The organism is Marinoscillum sp., from assembly GCF_040222955.1.
Taxonomy (GTDB): domain Bacteria; phylum Bacteroidota; class Bacteroidia; order Cytophagales; family Cyclobacteriaceae; genus Marinoscillum.
Map to the genome: position 1 here is coordinate 100,583 of NZ_JAVKCA010000008.1, position 15,227 is coordinate 115,809.

Sequence of the window (15,227 nt, forward strand, 5' to 3'; positions counted from 1 at the left end):
TGTAGGTTCGTACTACGATCACATTAAAACCAATCCCATGAAGTTATTAAAATCTTCTTTACTCATTCCTTTAATTGTCCTATGTATTTCGTGTCAAACTACGGAATCCCGCTCAGAGGAATCCCGCGCAGAGGAGCCTCTCTCAAAGCAGGTATTGGAGAAAAACCTGGAAGACACAAAAGAAGATCTGGAGAAGAAAATAGCTGACCTCCAGGAAGGAGCTGGTGAATTGGCCGAGGATGCGCGGTTTCAAACCTACAAAGCCATTGAAAAGCTCCAGGCTGAACGAATCAAAGTCCGCAGGATGATCAAACGAGTAAAAAACACTTCTGAAAAAGACCTCAAGCGAGTAAGCAAGGAGGCCAAAGAAGTTTATGAGGATGCCGGAAGACAACTGGACGATATCCGTGGTGAATTTACCGACTGGCTGGAGAAACAGAAGCAATAAAAAAAACCTGAAGGATTGCCTTCAGGTTTTCTATGCTTTATCGAGTAGTACTCGTATTAAATCTCAGCTTTCTTGACAGAACTGTATAGCACCTTTCTGGCGTTAGCTTCTCTTAGCTCCTGCTGTACATCAGATACAATCCCCATCTTCACCTCCACATCCACTTTCATAGACATGGTGATCTGGTCGCGTTCCACTTCTGAAAGTTTGTCTTTTTCCTGGCTCACAAACTGAACAATTTCATTTGCATCCACAAAGACATCATTCGTCTGAATCTTTGGCTCATCTCCATACTGAGAAGTATTTTTCGGCTCACCAATGTAGATATAACTCACCAGGGACTTTCTTTCAATCTTAGTCAACTGCGTTGCACGAGGAAGCTGCTGTTTCACCATGATATCAGTCTCTCTCATCACGGTGGTTACCATGAAGAAAAACAAGAGCATGAAAATAATATCAGGTAGAGCGGCAGTAGGTATTTCCTGTTGCGTATTCGAACTCTTCTTAAATTTAGACATGCTTCAAATTATTTATCAGGTTCAGCAATTGATATCGCCCGGGGTATGTTAGATCTTGCCCGATCGTACATATCCTTTTGAATATCGTCATCCTTGTCCAATGCTAACCACTCCTCTACCGAAATCCCTACTCTCTGAGCATAGATTTCATTGTAGGCACCGTTGATTGCATCCAGTACGTTGATATATAGTTCATAGCTCGTACCTCGGGCAGATTTGAAGGACACCACACATTCCGTAGGATCGTCTGATGAATCAAGCCGCTTTCCGAATCTGTTCACCTCAGCCTTCATGGCTGATGGTAAGCTGTTATAAACTATTATCCCTTCTTCCGTCGGGTCGCCAAAGTTCAAAACGAACTCCTTAACCTCTTTCTTCAGATCTTCCATAGTCCCCTTGTATGGCTCATCTTCCACCAATAACTGGTCGCTTGAGTTGGCAAGAATCTTATAGATATTCTTATCGTTTTTCGTCACCTCTGGTGGTGGCTCATTGGGGTCTGGCTTTGGAGGAAGCAAGAGCGTAATCCCTTTGTCATTTGCTATGGTAGTAGTTACCAAAAAGAAAATGAGCAAGAGAAACGCTATGTCCGCCATAGACCCTGAGCTAACCTCAGGTAGTGGTCGTTTTTTACCTCTTGGCATTACTTAATCAATTTTGAGATTTCAGTATAAACAATCCCTGCCAGCGCAATGAAGAAGAATATATACATTGATATGATTCCTCCACCTACTAGCTTCGAAGTGCTTTCAGTGATGTCCGCAGAGCCTGTATCTGAGCCCGCAATAATATATCCGATTAAAAACACCACTAAAAGTGCGCCTAGTCCGATCCCTGACTTTATGAGTGACTGTGGATCACCTATGGACTGAGCCAAAGGAATGATTATTGCAGCCAAAGCACAGAGCACGATTAAAATATAACTGGCGTATAGCCCTACATCTATGATATCCATGTGTCTGTCTAGTTTAAATATTATTTAGAAAGATTATGCTTCACCAATATATCTACAAGAGATATAGAAGCATCTTCCATACTATTTACCAAAGAATCGATTTTAGACACCAGGTAGTTGTAGAAAAGCTGAAGGATTACAGCAACGATCAAACCAGCAACAGTAGTCAAAAGGGCTACTTTAATACCTCCCGCCACAAGTGAAGGAGAAACGTCTCCAGCCTCTGCGATGGCATCAAATGCACCGATCATACCTATTACCGTACCCATGAAACCAAGCATAGGAGCCAGAGAGATGAAAAGGGAAATCCAAACCATTCCTCTTTCTAATTTACCCATCTCCACAGAACCGTAAGCAATGATTGATTTTTCAACCATTTCAATACCTTCTGACATTCTCATCATTCCTTGTACAAAGATCGACGCTACAGGCCCTCTGGTGTTTCTGCAAACTTCTTTGGCAGCCTCTACGCCACCTGAAGACAACGCACTTTCTACACTGGTCAATAATTTTTTAACATTGGTAGTAGCCAGGTTGAGGTGAATGATTCTTTCGATTGCAACAGCCAATCCGAGGATCAAACAAAGCAATACGATCCCCATGAATTCTGGTCCACCATCGATAAATTGTTCTTTCACTACTTGGTGGAAGGTTGCGTCAGCCTCTTCTTCAGGTTCAACAATTTCTTCAACAACAGCCGCCACTGGCTCTTCCTCTACAGGAGCCTCAACGGAATCAGCTTCAGCCGCTATAGTATCCGATGCTACATCGGGGCTATCTTGTGCGAATGCATTCACTGAAGAAAAGGTGAAAACACCTGCTAACATCAAAAGAGTAAATAACTGTTTCATAATCTGTGTGGTCGTCTTCGGTTAAGTTTTTATTTATTTTTCAATCCGTAAATATATCAATTATTCAAGAACTCGCGGAGAGAGAGGGATTCGAACCCTCGATACCCCGTGAAGAGTATACACACTTTCCAGGCGTGCGCCTTCAACCACTCGGCCACCTCTCCTAAATTCACTTGAATTTTTTTATACAGGGCAACAAATAAATCAAGAAAATTAAGCTTATGCAAATTTTAAATGCAATTAGCAGATATTCAATTATCCATTTCGCCATTTAAGGGAATGACCAACTTTTTACGCACTTCATCCAGGTTCTTCTCTGTCCCCAAAAGGAACATTAACTTGGTGATAGCGGCTTCTGTAGTAATGTCACCTCCACTTAAAACCCCTATGTCATTTAAACGCTTACTCGTCTCGTATCGTCCTTGTATCACCTCTCCCCCGCTGCACTGACTTACATTGTAAATAATGATTTCTTTTTTAATCGCTTTTTGCAGCACCTTGATAAACCAGGGGAAGTTCATGGTGTTCCCGGAACCATAGGTTTCGAGTACCACGCCCCTCAGGCCCTTAATATTAAAGATACTTTCCACAGTTGGCTGGTTAATCCCAGGAAAAATCTTCAAAATGGCTACATTTTCATCAAAATCCTTCCTGATCTTCAGTTTGCTCCGTGCATTGTGCGGCCACATGTAGTTCAGCCTGTACTCTATGTCAATGCCAGACTCTGCCAGATACGGGTAGTTCTGAGACTGAAACGCCGCAAACGTACTACTTCGTATCTTTTGCGAGCGATTTCCTTTCAGGAGATAGTAGTTGAAGTAAATACAAACCTCATTGACTATCGGGCCCTTTTCATTTTTGGCAGATGCAATCTCCAGGGCTGTGATGAGGTTCTCCCGGGCATCTGACCGGATGGACCCTATTGGGATTTGTGCTCCGGTCAGAATCACTGGCTTATTCAGCCCCTGCAACATATAGCTTAGCGCTGAAGCACTGTAAGCCATGGTGTCAGTACCGTGCAAAATCACAAAGCCATCATACTGAGCATAATTCTCATAAATGATGTAGGCCATATCCTGCCAGTCCTGCGAATTAATATTGGATGAGTCCCGGGGCTCAGGAAAGGAGATAACGGTAAGCCTGAGTTCCAGCCCCTTCAGCTCTGGAATACGGTCTATTACCCTGCCAAAATTGAATGGAGCAAGGGCACCAGACTCATCATAAGCCATACCAAAAGTACCTCCGGTGTATATAATCAATATGGAATCAACAGGGTCTACAGAGGCAGTAGTCCTTATGTTGACTATTTTATAATTCATTAACGAAATAAGGTTTTGCTGTTTTGGGAGGTAATTTCTCCAATTTCTACGACTTCTCTATCAAGTATCTCCGCGATTTTTTGGGCAACGATTTGGGTATATGCAGGCTCATTTCGCTTGCCCCGGTGAGGTGCCGGAGCGAGATACGGGCTGTCTGTTTCCAGTAAAATATGCTCTAAAGAAACCCCTTGAATCACCGGCTCCATTCCTCCATTCTTGAAAGTGGCCACTCCACCAAGACCCAGCTTGAAATTCAAACCAATCACTTCATTGGCTTGCTCCAGAGAACCTGTAAAACAGTGAAATACGCCAGTTAGCCCCCTTTTGGCATAAGGTTTCACCAGAGCTATGGTCTCATCAATTGATTCTCTGCAATGAATCACTATGGGTAATTGATGCCGGAGGGCCAGCTCACACTGAATGCGAAAAGCCTCCTTTTGCTCCTCAAATAAAGTCTTGTCCCAAAAGAGATCTGTCCCCATTTCACCCACCGCACAAAAGCCTCCCTTAGAGAGAAATTCCTCTACTTCATACAGCTGCTTTTCGAAATCTTTTTTTACCGAACAAGGATGCAAGCCCATCATGGGTATACAAAAACCAGGATACTTCTCTGCCATGTTGAGCATGTCATCAATTGACTCATGGTCGATATTGGGCATATAAATGCGATCAACACCCACCTCCCGGGCCCTGGCAATGACCTCCTCTATGTCGGCTTTGAATTCGTCTGTATATATGTGTGCGTGTGAGTCTATCAGAATCATAAGTTGCTTAGGGTTTTAAAAGAATATCCCAAAGTTGAAAAATGTTCTAACACCCGGGGCAACATTTCTCTGAGATTTTCGAAAGCTTTCTCGCTATCATGAAAAACCAAAATAGAACCTGAATCAGCTTTTTTCATATAACCAACCGATTGTTCCCGATCTAACGCCTGATCAAAATCGCCAGATAAATGAGACCACATGATGATTTGATAACCTGCCTTTTTCAGAGCTTTTAGTTGCCGGAACCTGAGGTTTCCATAAGGTGGCCTGAAAAGAAGCTCACCTGCGGATAAGCCAATCAGATTTTGACAAGCTGTAACCTCTTCCAGGTAGGATGCCGTATCAGAAACCCACCCATCCGGATGACTGTGGGTGTGATTACCAATCATGTGTCCCGCCCTCACCATTCGCTCCATCAGGTGTCCGCTCCTTTCTATGCACGTACCTACACAAAAAAAAGTGGCTCTGGCCTGGTACTTAGCCAACAAGTCGAGCACATAAGGTGTGGCCACGGGGTGCGGCCCGTCATCAAAGGTCAAAAACAGCTCTCTTTTTGTCGTCGGGACCTTCCAGACAGCTCCCGGGTAGCGCCATCGCACCCAAAAGGGATTTTTGAGAAAATAACGCCTCATGGATTTTTGACCAGGCAAGACAGCATGGTGATATCATCCCGATAGGGTACATCTACCCTGAATTCATCCAGGCTTTTGAAAATATCGAGGTGTAGCTTATTAATATCAGCAGGAATCCCCCCTTCCAAAAATTCCCGCAGGCGTTCCTCACCGTACTGCTCATCGGCAGCATTAAAGGTCTCAGTGAGACCATCTGTGTATCCGAAAAAGAAGAAATCAGTCAGGTTTTCAATCCGAACTGTCTTCAAAAAGGGCAATGGATCAAACATTCCGAGGATCGTAGTACCATCATTGAGTTCCTGAACACCCTCTGCAGTCACCAAATAAAGTGGGTTATGTCCGCAGTTCACATATTCGAATGACTTATCATGAAAGTCATAAATACCCAGGAAGAAAGTGATGAAGTTCTCGGCATTGCCACTGTCAGTAATGATGTGATTGAGCTCCGCCACAATCTCCATAGGATCCTGGGTCTTACGCACCAGCGTGCGGAGCGAAGCCTGAAAATTGGACATCAACAAGGCGGCCGGTACCCCTTTGCCGCTCACATCTGCCACACAGACCAAAAAACGATCATTGTCTATGGCCAGATAGTCATAATAATCACCCCCTACGTCCTGATGAGGCAGGTACACAGCCTCTATCTTCAGTCGATGGGTCTTTGGTAATTCCTTTGGGAAGAGAAAGTTCTGAACCTTTTTGGCGATTTCCAGCTCCTTTCTATAAGCCTCTTGCTGGAGTTGCTTTCTGGCGAGCTTCTTATTTTCTATCGCGACTATGATGATATTGGTGAGCGCCTTTAGAAAAGTGGTATTGCTCTTCTTCCCTGATCGCTCATTGCCTCCCACAAAAACAACGGCCAGCAGGCGATCCTTGTGAGTAACCGGAATAGCCAACTCAAATTCCTGAAACTCTTCGTCACAGTCAGCAAGCTCCCTGACCTCACATAAATCCCAGAAAAACTGTGGCAGAAATACCTTAGTCCAATCCGTTTGTGTCCCAAAATGAACCTTACAGTCCCAGTTAACATCCTTTACATAAAGGGCAAGGCGCTGTACCTTCAGATCCGCAAGCAGTGTAAACTTGTAAATCCTAAAAAGATCTTCCTCAGCAAGATTATTATTGATTGCTTGAGTGATCTCCAGAAGCGCATTGAGCTCCAGGTCTTTTATGTCCAGGCCGTTCGGCATTTTTTATGTTATGAATTATGTGCGAGCAATCCACTTTTGGTGGCCAGGAAAAAGTACTCGTCGGCGTGATTGTTCAAATCGATCTGCTCTTCTGGCAGCTCATCATCTATCGTCTTCATGACTTTGATCCACCCCTTCCTATAGATACTGTCCAGCACAGGAATCAATTTGGCCGGAGTCCAGCCAGTAGTCTCCCGAAGTGCTCCGAATGGGGTGACAAAATAAAGCTCATCTAGAACATCAAACTCCTCGTCGGTCATGAATAGTATCTGCCTTTCCATGAATAATGCCCAAAAATAGAGGCTATTCCCAAGAATAGCACGAGGAAAGGATAAATAATCTCTATTACTAACGACACCCAAATGGCATTTCGTATACCAAGAAAAACAACCACTGGCTTGATAAAGATACTAAGAGTAAATGCCCTGAGCATAAAGATCGACAAGAATATGGCAAACGACGTTTCATTCATAAAACTGGCCATCAGCATATAAGCAAATACGAGGTAGTTAAAGAACACTGCTATGGCCATGAGTTTGATGTAATAACTCTTGTGGAATTTCCATTTGCTACTCCATCGCTTTCGCTGATTGATCAATTCGGCCAAAGTGTCTTTCGCAGGGGTGGAAACAATGGCTCTCTTATCTTTGAGGAATACCACTCCCCTGGGGTAAATCTTAAATATTTTTTGCAATAAAAACTCATCGTCCCCGGAGGCAATTTCATGATTCCCCTCATACCCGGAAACTTCTTGAAAAGCAGACTTGCGATACGACAGGTTGGCCCCATTACACATGCCAGGGTTACCGGATTGCAGGCTCGCTGCACCCAGCCCTATCAATCCGGCAAATTCAAAAGACTGAAGCCGGGTAAAAAAATTATGCTGCACCATCCGCACCGGCCCTGTGATCATCTGTATATCCTCAGTGTATTGGTCAGCATAAGCCTGAATCCACCTTGGTCCCACCCTGCAATCTCCATCTGTGGCCAGTATAATCTCATTTTCAGCCAGTTCCAGTGCTTTGGAAATGGCCTGTTTTTTCCCCTTCATCCCATCATCCTTCAAGCGAATCAAACGGTAATTCACTGTCGATTTTTGGAGTGCCTCCGCTGCTATTTCCAAGGTTCCATCTTCAGAGTCATCATCAATGACGATGACCTCATACAAATCCCGGGGATATTCCTGAGACTGCAGGTCAGCAAGTATGGCAGCAATATTTAACGATTCATTGCGTACCGGAATAACAACAGAAAAGGTCAACAATGCCTTACCCGCCTCCCCCGATGCCTCTATTTGGCCCCAGTGGTACCTCACCCACAACAAAAAGCCACAATAAACCAACGAAAGCGCAATGAAAATAATCATTGCGCAATGTTAAGTTTTAATTTAAAAACATAGACTGTGCCGATGAGAGAGGGGATCACTGTATTGATCAGCCAAATGATCAAACAGGGAATCAAAACAATGCTCACATCTGACAAATAGGCCTGAAAAAACACTATTGCACTGGCTTCACGCACCCCGAAATGGCCAAAAACTGAGGGAATAAAAGACCTGAAAAGAAATACCCAACCAATACCGAGCAATACCAGATACCACGACAGCTCAGGCATGAAAAGCCTTAATATGAGATAAAATTGAAACGTAAAGAGGGCATAGCGAACCACGGACAGCACCAACACCCTTAACCAAATTGAGGGTTTGCCATCATTCCTGAGCATTAGCAGCACAACCGCAATCAGCACAACGGGCACAACCAACACCCAATGACCGTACCAACCAAAATAATACAGCACTGAAATTCCTCCAAAAAGCAGCGTGATGGATAGCAGGATGGTTCGGTTAATGAGCAGCGCGCCAGCCGATTTCTTTGGGTTTCGCACATTGAGCAACCTGCCCCCTACATCCCCCAGGGTAAGTGGAATCACCCAGTTGAGTGCAAGACCGGCCAGCACCCTGTGCCATGCTTCCTGAAATGAACTTGCCTCATGGGGAATTGACACCCGCCATTTTTCTGCTTCCAGCGCCCAGTTGAAGGGCATCAGCACCAATACCAGCAGGTATGTGATCACAGCATCGGGTTGATCAAAAGCCTCCGACAAGTTAATATTGAAGATATCAACTCTGGTACCAATAAAATAAATACAAAGCCCTGTGATCATTATCTTCACAGTCCACCCCAGTGATTTTTTATATCTCTCTGTGTAATGGTTAATTTGCATTGATGTCAAAAGATACTTCATTAGAAAAGATCATATTGGGGCTGGATCCCGGCACGAGTGTAATGGGTTACGGACTCATCAAAGTTAAGAAGCAGGACATTAAACTCTTGCAATTTGGTGTAATCCATCTCAGCAAATACGCCAGTCATGAGCTAAAACTCAAAAAAATCTTTGAACGCATCATTGGCATTGTTGATGACTACCACCCAGACGAGGTGGCGCTGGAAGCTCCATTTTTTGGAAAAAACGTCCAATCCATGCTCAAACTGGGCCGTGCTCAGGGTGTGGCCATGGCCGCTGCCCTTTCCAGGGAAATACCCATTACAGAATATGCGCCAAAAAAAGTGAAGCAATCCGTCACCGGGAATGGGAACGCTTCCAAGGAGCAGGTGGCCGCCATGCTGAAAACACTCCTCAAATTCAATGATGCACCCAAACTCCTGGATGCAACTGATGCACTGGCAGTAGCTCTTTGTCACCATTATCAGGGGGGAAAGTCGCAACAATCTTCCAAAAGCTGGAAAGCATTCCTTTCAGAAAATCCGGGCCGGATTAAGTAGCTTATTCCTTGTCACTGAGAGTAGTACCTACAAAGAGGTATTTTGAGATCCCCTATTGAATTTTCGGATTAACTCTCGTATTTTCATAGTGTGCTTGTTTGCGGAGGATCTCATTTGATCACTCCTTCTCCCCCTGAAGAAGGCTCTGTCTGATCAGTGTGAAATCAAATGAGCCACCCAAAAACTCTACCAACCGCCATGAATAACCTCGATCAAGTACTCAAGCAAAGACGGAAATCTACCTACCGAAAGCTCAAATCCAGATTCATTAAAGGCCTCAAAACCGGGGTCTTCCAAAGCAAAACCAGAAAGCAAAAGCGCCACCTGATAGAAAAGATTAAACAGCTGGAGGCTCAGTTGGGCTTAAAATCCAATCCCAGGCTGAAACATTGGGCCATGGCTCTTGCCCTTGGTTTTATCACAGTGACTGCATCCGGCCAGGGTGGCCAAAAGCAAAAAGAAGAAAAATTACACCTCAGAAAAGACGGAAAAGAACAAACAATGCGTCACAGCTTTGGTCCGAAATCCAGGTCTCAAGCCACTGTCAGTCTTTTTGAGCCGCAGGACTTTCTGGGAGATCCTCTCATCGGAGATGGCGTGCGTCATTACGGAGATTTCGATGGAGACGGGGATCAGGACCTTCTCGTGGCATCCTATTACGGGCCTCTTAGCATTTTGCCTAATGATGGCAGTGGCCACTTTGGTACCGCCATCAATGTGGCTCAGGTGATGGATCCCAGTGATCTTTTGGTGGCAGATTTGGATGGGGATGGGGATTTGGACATTTTGATTGGAGATAGTTATAGCATTCCTGATGGAAGCAGCGTGAACACACGTATTTACTTGCTCAAAAACAATGGCGACAACACTTTCACCGAATCCAGCCAGCTTTTCGAGGGGATCCAACTGGATGATGATCTTGAGTTAAAAGACATAGATGGAGATGGGGATTTGGACCTTCTGGCAGGTACTTATCTCTTCGGCTATGGCAGTGCAGTAAGTATTTTATCGAATGATGGAAGCGGGCTTTTCGCAAGCACTGAAGACCTGCTTGGAAGTAGTCGGTTTGTCACCGGGGACTTTGACAATGATGGAGATATAGACATAGCAGTAGAAAATTACTACCTCAAAATATTCACCAACGCAGGGGGTGCCTTCGCCAACGAGACCTACACCATATCAGAGGGTGTACCCTTCTATTTTAATGAGGCCCACGCCGGCGACTTTAACAATGACGAAAGCATAGACATTGTCTTTGACGACTTCACTGGTGTGTCCATGATCTCTCTGGGAGCTACAGAACCTATCCTGGCGAGCACTAATCTGGGCGGGATATACCAGCGCTATTACCTCTCCGATGTGGTGGATATAGACGGTGATGGAGACCTTGACATTTTGATAAAATCTGACTATGAAAACAGAAATGATTACATCTATGACCAAAGTTACCTTCTGCTCACCAACACTTCAGGATCGTTCTCCCAATCCTCTCTGAATAACATCCAACCCAATATAGGAGAAGCAGAAGCGCTGGTTGGCCTGGATGTGGATGGTGACCTGGATATAGATCTGGTGGTGTCTAATTACTTCGATATTGTGGTTTTCGCTAATGATGGAAATCAAAATTTCACCCTCCTGGATGAGGATCTGGTGGAAGTAGTTTATGGTTTCGAATCCGAAATGGTAGACATAGACAACGACGATGACCTGGATATCATCATCTCCGGAACCACCATAATCTTCGAAAACGATGGCACAGGCCACCTTTCCATCAAACAAAACATCGCCAGAGAAAACAACTTCGTGAGCTATGCCATGGCCACTGCCGATTTTGATGGAGACGGAGATGTAGATGTGGTCTTTTCCGATTCATATGCGGATGAACTGGTACTTTGGACCAATAACGGAACTGGCACATTCACCCAAGCCTCTGTCATAGAAACCGCACCCTATTCAGATTTGGAACAGGTCCTTGCCTTGGACATAGACGGGGACGGAGACATTGATTTAGCATCAAGTGGGTACCACAACAATTCCTATCACCTAATCACTTTTGACAATGATGGAACAGGGAATTTCACCCTCAATCAGACCTTAAATGTTTCATACGAGATAGACGATGTGCTCCTGGCTGCCGACCTGGATGGTGATGGTGACCCGGACATTATCTCTGGTGGCAATATGGGAGTGATTGTTTTCACCAATAACGCAGGTACGATCAGTTCACCTACCGTCTACCTGGCAGATGCCGGGGCCTTTGACAATATGGGTCTTGGGGATCTGGATGGTGATGGTGACATAGACATCATTGCCTTGAATGACTATGCTTACAATGGCCAGTTTCATTATATACTTTCCAATAATGGGGACGCCACCTTCCAAAGCGCTGTATTGGACATCAGCAGCAGCAACTACGCAGGCGTATTGATTCAGGATTTTGACCTGGACGGTGACCTTGATCTTTACATTGCTGGTGGTGAAGATTACGAAGACGAAATCTGGACAGGTGATGGTTCCGGAGGTTTTACCCTGTTGGGAACAGTGGGAATACACTCCTATCACCCTGTAGCTGGTGACATTGATAACGATGGAGACATGGATATTTTCGCCCTTGAGTATTACGTGGGCAACCGGTTGATCCTCAATACCACGAATACTCCAACGACCACTAACACCATCACCACCTCTGATTCACTGGCACTGGTCGCCATTTTCGATCAGTTGGACGGTGCCAACTGGCTCAACAAGGGTGGCTGGAAAACCGATAAAGCCAGCGAATGGTTTGGAGTGACGCTTAACATAGACAGCAAGCGGGTAATAGAATTATCCCTGTCATCAAATGAACTTACCGGTGAAATACCCGAAGAACTCGCACTGCTCACAGAACTTACAGTGCTCTCTCTGGAGGGAAACAACCTCACAGGAACTGCATCCCCCCTGGATCAACTGGTGAATGCTGAGTACATTGATGTTTCAGGCAATCAGCTCACAGGTGTGCCGAACCTTTCAGGAATTACCTCTCTCGCTACTTTGAAGCTGGAAAACAATCGCCTGAACTTTGGAAGTATTGTCCCCAATACCATTATTTCCAGCTTTACCTACAGCCCTCAGGCCAACCTGGGAATGGCCTCCACCGATACCATTCCCGGAGGCTCCAGCTATACCCTTGACTGGGGAGACCTGGGCGCTGGTACCCAATACCAGTGGAGTATGAGTGTGTACGTCTTTGATGAACCAATCAATGAAACCCCTACGCCCATTGCCGGAGCGACCTCTCAGACTTATAACATCCCTGGAATGAGTATGGGAGATCAGGGATTTTATGAATTAAATGCAACTCATCCGGATGCTCCGCTTCTTACGCTTACGAGCGAAAGAGTCACCCTGTACGGAGAAGCAGACATCACCGGCACGGTGTCAGCTCAAGCGCAGGTTGATCTTTACAGAGTGTTATCAGGGCCCTATTTTTTAACAGCCACTGCCGCCACCAATGAAGCCGGTGACTACTCCTTTTCCGGATTGATACTGGGTGAATTCATGATGCTGGCCCGCCCGAACCTTACCGTAAGCCCCGGAAGCACACATACTTACTACGGCAACACCAACAACTGGACTACTGCCGATACCATTTTCCTGAATCAAACTTCCTCCAATTTGGACATCACCCTACTGGGGGCTCCATCTCCGCCTCAAATCACAGAGGGTGTGGCTGTGTCGGGCAATGTCACCGTGTCAGGCATAGAGGCTAATCTGGAGAATTTAGCTGTTAATCTGAATAAATCGATCAATTCAATACAGGAGCCATACATCTATGTCTCCACAGATGCTGATGGTCTTTTTGACTTTGGACTACTTGATGCTGGTGCATACCAGCTGGATGTGCAGTACCCGGGAATACTTATGGACGAAACTTCTTCTGCAGAGTTTGAAGTCACAGAAACAGATCAAGGAGCGGTTTGGGAATTATTCGCTACGATGAGCGCTACCGGAATCTCCGTAAGTATTGAAAAATCAGGAGCCACCAATACGATAGTAGAAGCCGACTCCCTGGTACTAGTGGATTTTTACAATAACCTGGATGGCGAAAACTGGACTAATAAAACCAACTGGCTTACAGGTAATGCTGACACCTGGTTTGGAGTGACTATGGACGATACCAAAAGGGTTTCGGGACTTTCCCTTCCTTCCAATGGACTGGCTGGATCCCTCATAGAAAGCCTTGGGAATCTTTTAGGTTTAAAAACATTGGACCTCTCCGCCAATGAACTACAAGGCGACGTTCCTGCAACGCTCAGCGGACTAACCTTACTGGAGAGTGTCAATGTCTCTGGAAACGAGCTCAGAAGCTTTCCTGACCTCTCAGTAACCAGTCTTACCACGCTGAACCTAAGTGATAACCGACTCACCTTTGCAGGTATTGTACCCAATACTTTTGTAGCCAACTTCACGTACAGTCCCCAGAAAAGGTTTGGAGAAACCGTTTACGACACCATTCCTGCCGGAGAAACCAGAGTGGTCAGTATTCAGGACCTTGGCGAAGGCACTGTTTATCAGTGGAATTTTGGGCCACTGATACCAGGACAGCCCTATAACAATGATGTCTCGCCCATCACCGGAGCTACCAATCCAGTGTATGAAATAGAGAATATCAATGCCAGCAAGCAGGGAACCTACCGACTGACCGCCACGCATCCGCAGGCTCCAAGCCTGACCATCAGCAGCAGGAACGTAAACATCATGGCGAAAACGGATCTCTTTGGTACTGTATACGCCGACGATAACAATACCCTCCTCACCGATGGTGATGTGATTATTTATCGATTGAAGGATGGCCCCTTTATCCCTGAGGACACCGCCCAGCTAGATGCATCTGGTAACTTCAGCTTTACGGATCTGGTCCTTGGTGATTTCATCATTCTCACCCAACCCAATAGAGCCATCTTCCCTAGCACCATACAGACGTATTACGAACAAGCCGAAAGCTATGAAGAGGCGACTGTACTGGAAGTCAGAGACCGAATGGAAGGTGTGGATATTCAAATGGTCTTTTACGTGGAGCCAATTGCAGAGATCGGTGCCACACTTTCAGGAGAGCTGCAAAGTGATCTGGACGAAACCGAAATAGGTGATGAAGAGGGCCGGATCAATGCCCGAAGAAAAGTCAAAAAGGCTGGTTGCTCCATGAGGAGGTTTGTAAGGTCAGGAAGAACCGATCAGGACGGGGAATATATATTATACGCCTATGTAGAGTCCGATGATGAAGGACGATTCAACTTCTCGGGTATTGAACGCGGTACTTACAGACTCAATATAGAGTATCCCGGCGTACCAATGGACCCCAGCGCTGAAATAGAGTTCATTATCAGAGATGATGGTAGTAGTCAGAAATTTGAAGTATTTGCACTGATCACCGAAGATGGAATATTCGTGGAGTCCACTGAAATCCTGGGAGCTCCTCAACCCTATTTGCGCAATGTGAAAATTTACCCCAACCCAAGCGACCACCAACTCACTGCAGAATATTTGGTCAACCGATCTGTTGAGCAACTTCGGCTTGAGCTGATTTCCATGTCAGGAGCTACCCTGCTTAGTCAGGAACTGGAGGATGAAATGGGTGCACATCAGCTGAATTTGGATCTGTCTCATTTGGAAACAGGTACTTACTTTTTGATCCTTCTGGACAATACCGGAGACTTCAGGTATCAATTCAAGATCAGTAAGCGATAAAAAAACGCCCCGGGAGATTGAATCTCCCGGGGCGTTTTTT

At 45.4% G+C, this 15,227-nt stretch carries 14 protein-coding genes and 1 tRNA gene; 3 read left to right on the forward strand and 12 right to left on the reverse strand.

Features of this window, described 5'->3' with window-relative positions; translation table 11 throughout:
- Nucleotides 1-37: 37 nt before the first annotated feature.
- Nucleotides 38-448, forward strand: a complete 411-nt coding sequence (locus RIH33_RS06215) for a hypothetical protein (RefSeq protein WP_406654152.1) — start codon at nt 38-40, stop codon at nt 446-448.
- Between the two features lie 56 nt (nt 449-504).
- Here the strand turns inward: RIH33_RS06215 and RIH33_RS06220 are convergent, their stop codons facing one another.
- The 12 genes from RIH33_RS06220 to RIH33_RS06275 all read right to left on the reverse strand — a co-directional run bounded on the left by RIH33_RS06220 (nt 505) and on the right by RIH33_RS06275 (nt 8,849).
- The gene (locus RIH33_RS06220; protein WP_406654154.1) at nt 505-966 is read right to left on the reverse strand and encodes an ExbD/TolR family protein; all 462 of its coding nucleotides are present in this window, start codon (nt 964-966) and stop codon (nt 505-507) included.
- Nucleotides 967-974: 8 nt separating this feature from the next.
- Entirely contained in the window at nt 975-1,610 is a 636-nt protein-coding gene (locus tag RIH33_RS06225) for an ExbD/TolR family protein (protein WP_406654156.1), read from the reverse strand.
- Nucleotides 1,610-1,921, reverse strand: a complete 312-nt coding sequence (locus RIH33_RS06230) for a hypothetical protein (protein WP_406654157.1) — start codon at nt 1,919-1,921, stop codon at nt 1,610-1,612. The genes RIH33_RS06225 and RIH33_RS06230 overlap by 1 nt, the downstream gene beginning before the upstream one ends.
- Nucleotides 1,922-1,941: 20 nt before the next feature.
- Entirely contained in the window at nt 1,942-2,772 is an 831-nt protein-coding gene (locus RIH33_RS06235; protein WP_159584926.1) for a MotA/TolQ/ExbB proton channel family protein, read from the reverse strand.
- A 75-nt stretch (nt 2,773-2,847) separates the two neighbouring features.
- Nucleotides 2,848-2,936, reverse strand: a tRNA-Ser gene (locus RIH33_RS06240).
- Between the two features lie 87 nt (nt 2,937-3,023).
- A complete protein-coding gene (locus RIH33_RS06245) occupies nt 3,024-4,091 on the reverse strand; it encodes an asparaginase (RefSeq protein WP_406654160.1) in 1,068 nt (355 codons plus the stop codon).
- Complete coding sequence (locus RIH33_RS06250; RefSeq protein WP_406654162.1) at nt 4,091-4,855, reverse strand: TatD family hydrolase; 765 nt, start codon at nt 4,853-4,855, stop codon at nt 4,091-4,093. The genes RIH33_RS06245 and RIH33_RS06250 overlap by 1 nt, the downstream gene beginning before the upstream one ends.
- Nucleotides 4,852-5,487 (reverse strand): polysaccharide deacetylase family protein, encoded by a 636-nt coding sequence (locus RIH33_RS06255; RefSeq protein WP_406654164.1) that lies wholly within the window; start codon nt 5,485-5,487, stop codon nt 4,852-4,854. Before RIH33_RS06255 ends, RIH33_RS06250 begins: the two co-directional genes overlap by 4 nt.
- Entirely contained in the window at nt 5,484-6,677 is a 1,194-nt protein-coding gene (locus RIH33_RS06260) for a SpoIIE family protein phosphatase (RefSeq protein ID WP_406654165.1), read from the reverse strand. Before RIH33_RS06260 ends, RIH33_RS06255 begins: the two co-directional genes overlap by 4 nt.
- Nucleotides 6,678-6,685: 8 nt before the next feature.
- Nucleotides 6,686-6,958: a hypothetical protein gene (locus RIH33_RS06265; RefSeq protein ID WP_406654167.1), complete on the reverse strand. Its 273-nt coding sequence runs from the start codon at nt 6,956-6,958 to the stop codon at nt 6,686-6,688.
- On the reverse strand, nt 6,934-8,043 hold the full coding sequence (locus RIH33_RS06270; protein WP_406654169.1) for a glycosyltransferase: 1,110 nt from the start codon (nt 8,041-8,043) through the stop codon (nt 6,934-6,936). The genes RIH33_RS06265 and RIH33_RS06270 overlap by 25 nt, the downstream gene beginning before the upstream one ends.
- Nucleotides 8,040-8,849 carry a hypothetical protein gene (locus RIH33_RS06275; RefSeq protein WP_406654171.1) on the reverse strand — a complete coding sequence of 270 codons (810 nt, stop codon included), beginning with the start codon at nt 8,847-8,849 and terminating at the stop codon, nt 8,040-8,042. Before RIH33_RS06275 ends, RIH33_RS06270 begins: the two co-directional genes overlap by 4 nt.
- A gap of 53 nt (nt 8,850-8,902) precedes the next feature.
- Between RIH33_RS06275 and ruvC the strand changes: the two genes are divergently transcribed.
- Together ruvC and RIH33_RS06285 are read left to right on the forward strand one after the other, a co-directional pair.
- A complete protein-coding gene (ruvC, locus tag RIH33_RS06280) occupies nt 8,903-9,460 on the forward strand; it encodes a crossover junction endodeoxyribonuclease RuvC (RefSeq protein WP_406654172.1) in 558 nt (185 codons plus the stop codon).
- Between the two features lie 198 nt (nt 9,461-9,658).
- Nucleotides 9,659-15,187, forward strand: coding sequence for an FG-GAP-like repeat-containing protein (locus RIH33_RS06285; protein ID WP_406654174.1), 5,529 nt, complete (start codon nt 9,659-9,661; stop codon nt 15,185-15,187).
- Nucleotides 15,188-15,227: the final 40 nt, after the last annotated feature.

What these genes read in the sequence shown, in the direction of transcription:
- RIH33_RS06230 (WP_406654157.1), bottom strand. Translation starts at nt 1,921, where the DNA reads ATGGATATCATAGATGTAGGGCTATACGCCAGTTATATTTTAATCGTG.
- RIH33_RS06265 (WP_406654167.1), bottom strand. Translation starts at nt 6,958, where the DNA reads ATGGAAAGGCAGATACTATTCATGACCGACGAGGAGTTTGATGTTCTA.
- RIH33_RS06235 (WP_159584926.1), bottom strand. Translation starts at nt 2,772, where the DNA reads ATGAAACAGTTATTTACTCTTTTGATGTTAGCAGGTGTTTTCACCTTT.
- RIH33_RS06270 (WP_406654169.1), bottom strand. Translation starts at nt 8,043, where the DNA reads ATGATTATTTTCATTGCGCTTTCGTTGGTTTATTGTGGCTTTTTGTTG.
- RIH33_RS06260 (WP_406654165.1), bottom strand. Translation starts at nt 6,677, where the DNA reads ATGCCGAACGGCCTGGACATAAAAGACCTGGAGCTCAATGCGCTTCTG.
- ruvC (WP_406654172.1), top strand. Translation starts at nt 8,903, where the DNA reads ATGTCAAAAGATACTTCATTAGAAAAGATCATATTGGGGCTGGATCCC.
- RIH33_RS06225 (WP_406654156.1), bottom strand. Translation starts at nt 1,610, where the DNA reads ATGCCAAGAGGTAAAAAACGACCACTACCTGAGGTTAGCTCAGGGTCT.
- RIH33_RS06285 (WP_406654174.1), top strand. Translation starts at nt 9,659, where the DNA reads ATGAATAACCTCGATCAAGTACTCAAGCAAAGACGGAAATCTACCTAC.
- RIH33_RS06245 (WP_406654160.1), bottom strand. Translation starts at nt 4,091, where the DNA reads ATGAATTATAAAATAGTCAACATAAGGACTACTGCCTCTGTAGACCCT.
- RIH33_RS06255 (WP_406654164.1), bottom strand. Translation starts at nt 5,487, where the DNA reads ATGAGGCGTTATTTTCTCAAAAATCCCTTTTGGGTGCGATGGCGCTAC.
- RIH33_RS06220 (WP_406654154.1), bottom strand. Translation starts at nt 966, where the DNA reads ATGTCTAAATTTAAGAAGAGTTCGAATACGCAACAGGAAATACCTACT.
- RIH33_RS06250 (WP_406654162.1), bottom strand. Translation starts at nt 4,855, where the DNA reads ATGATTCTGATAGACTCACACGCACACATATATACAGACGAATTCAAA.
- RIH33_RS06215 (WP_406654152.1), top strand. Translation starts at nt 38, where the DNA reads ATGAAGTTATTAAAATCTTCTTTACTCATTCCTTTAATTGTCCTATGT.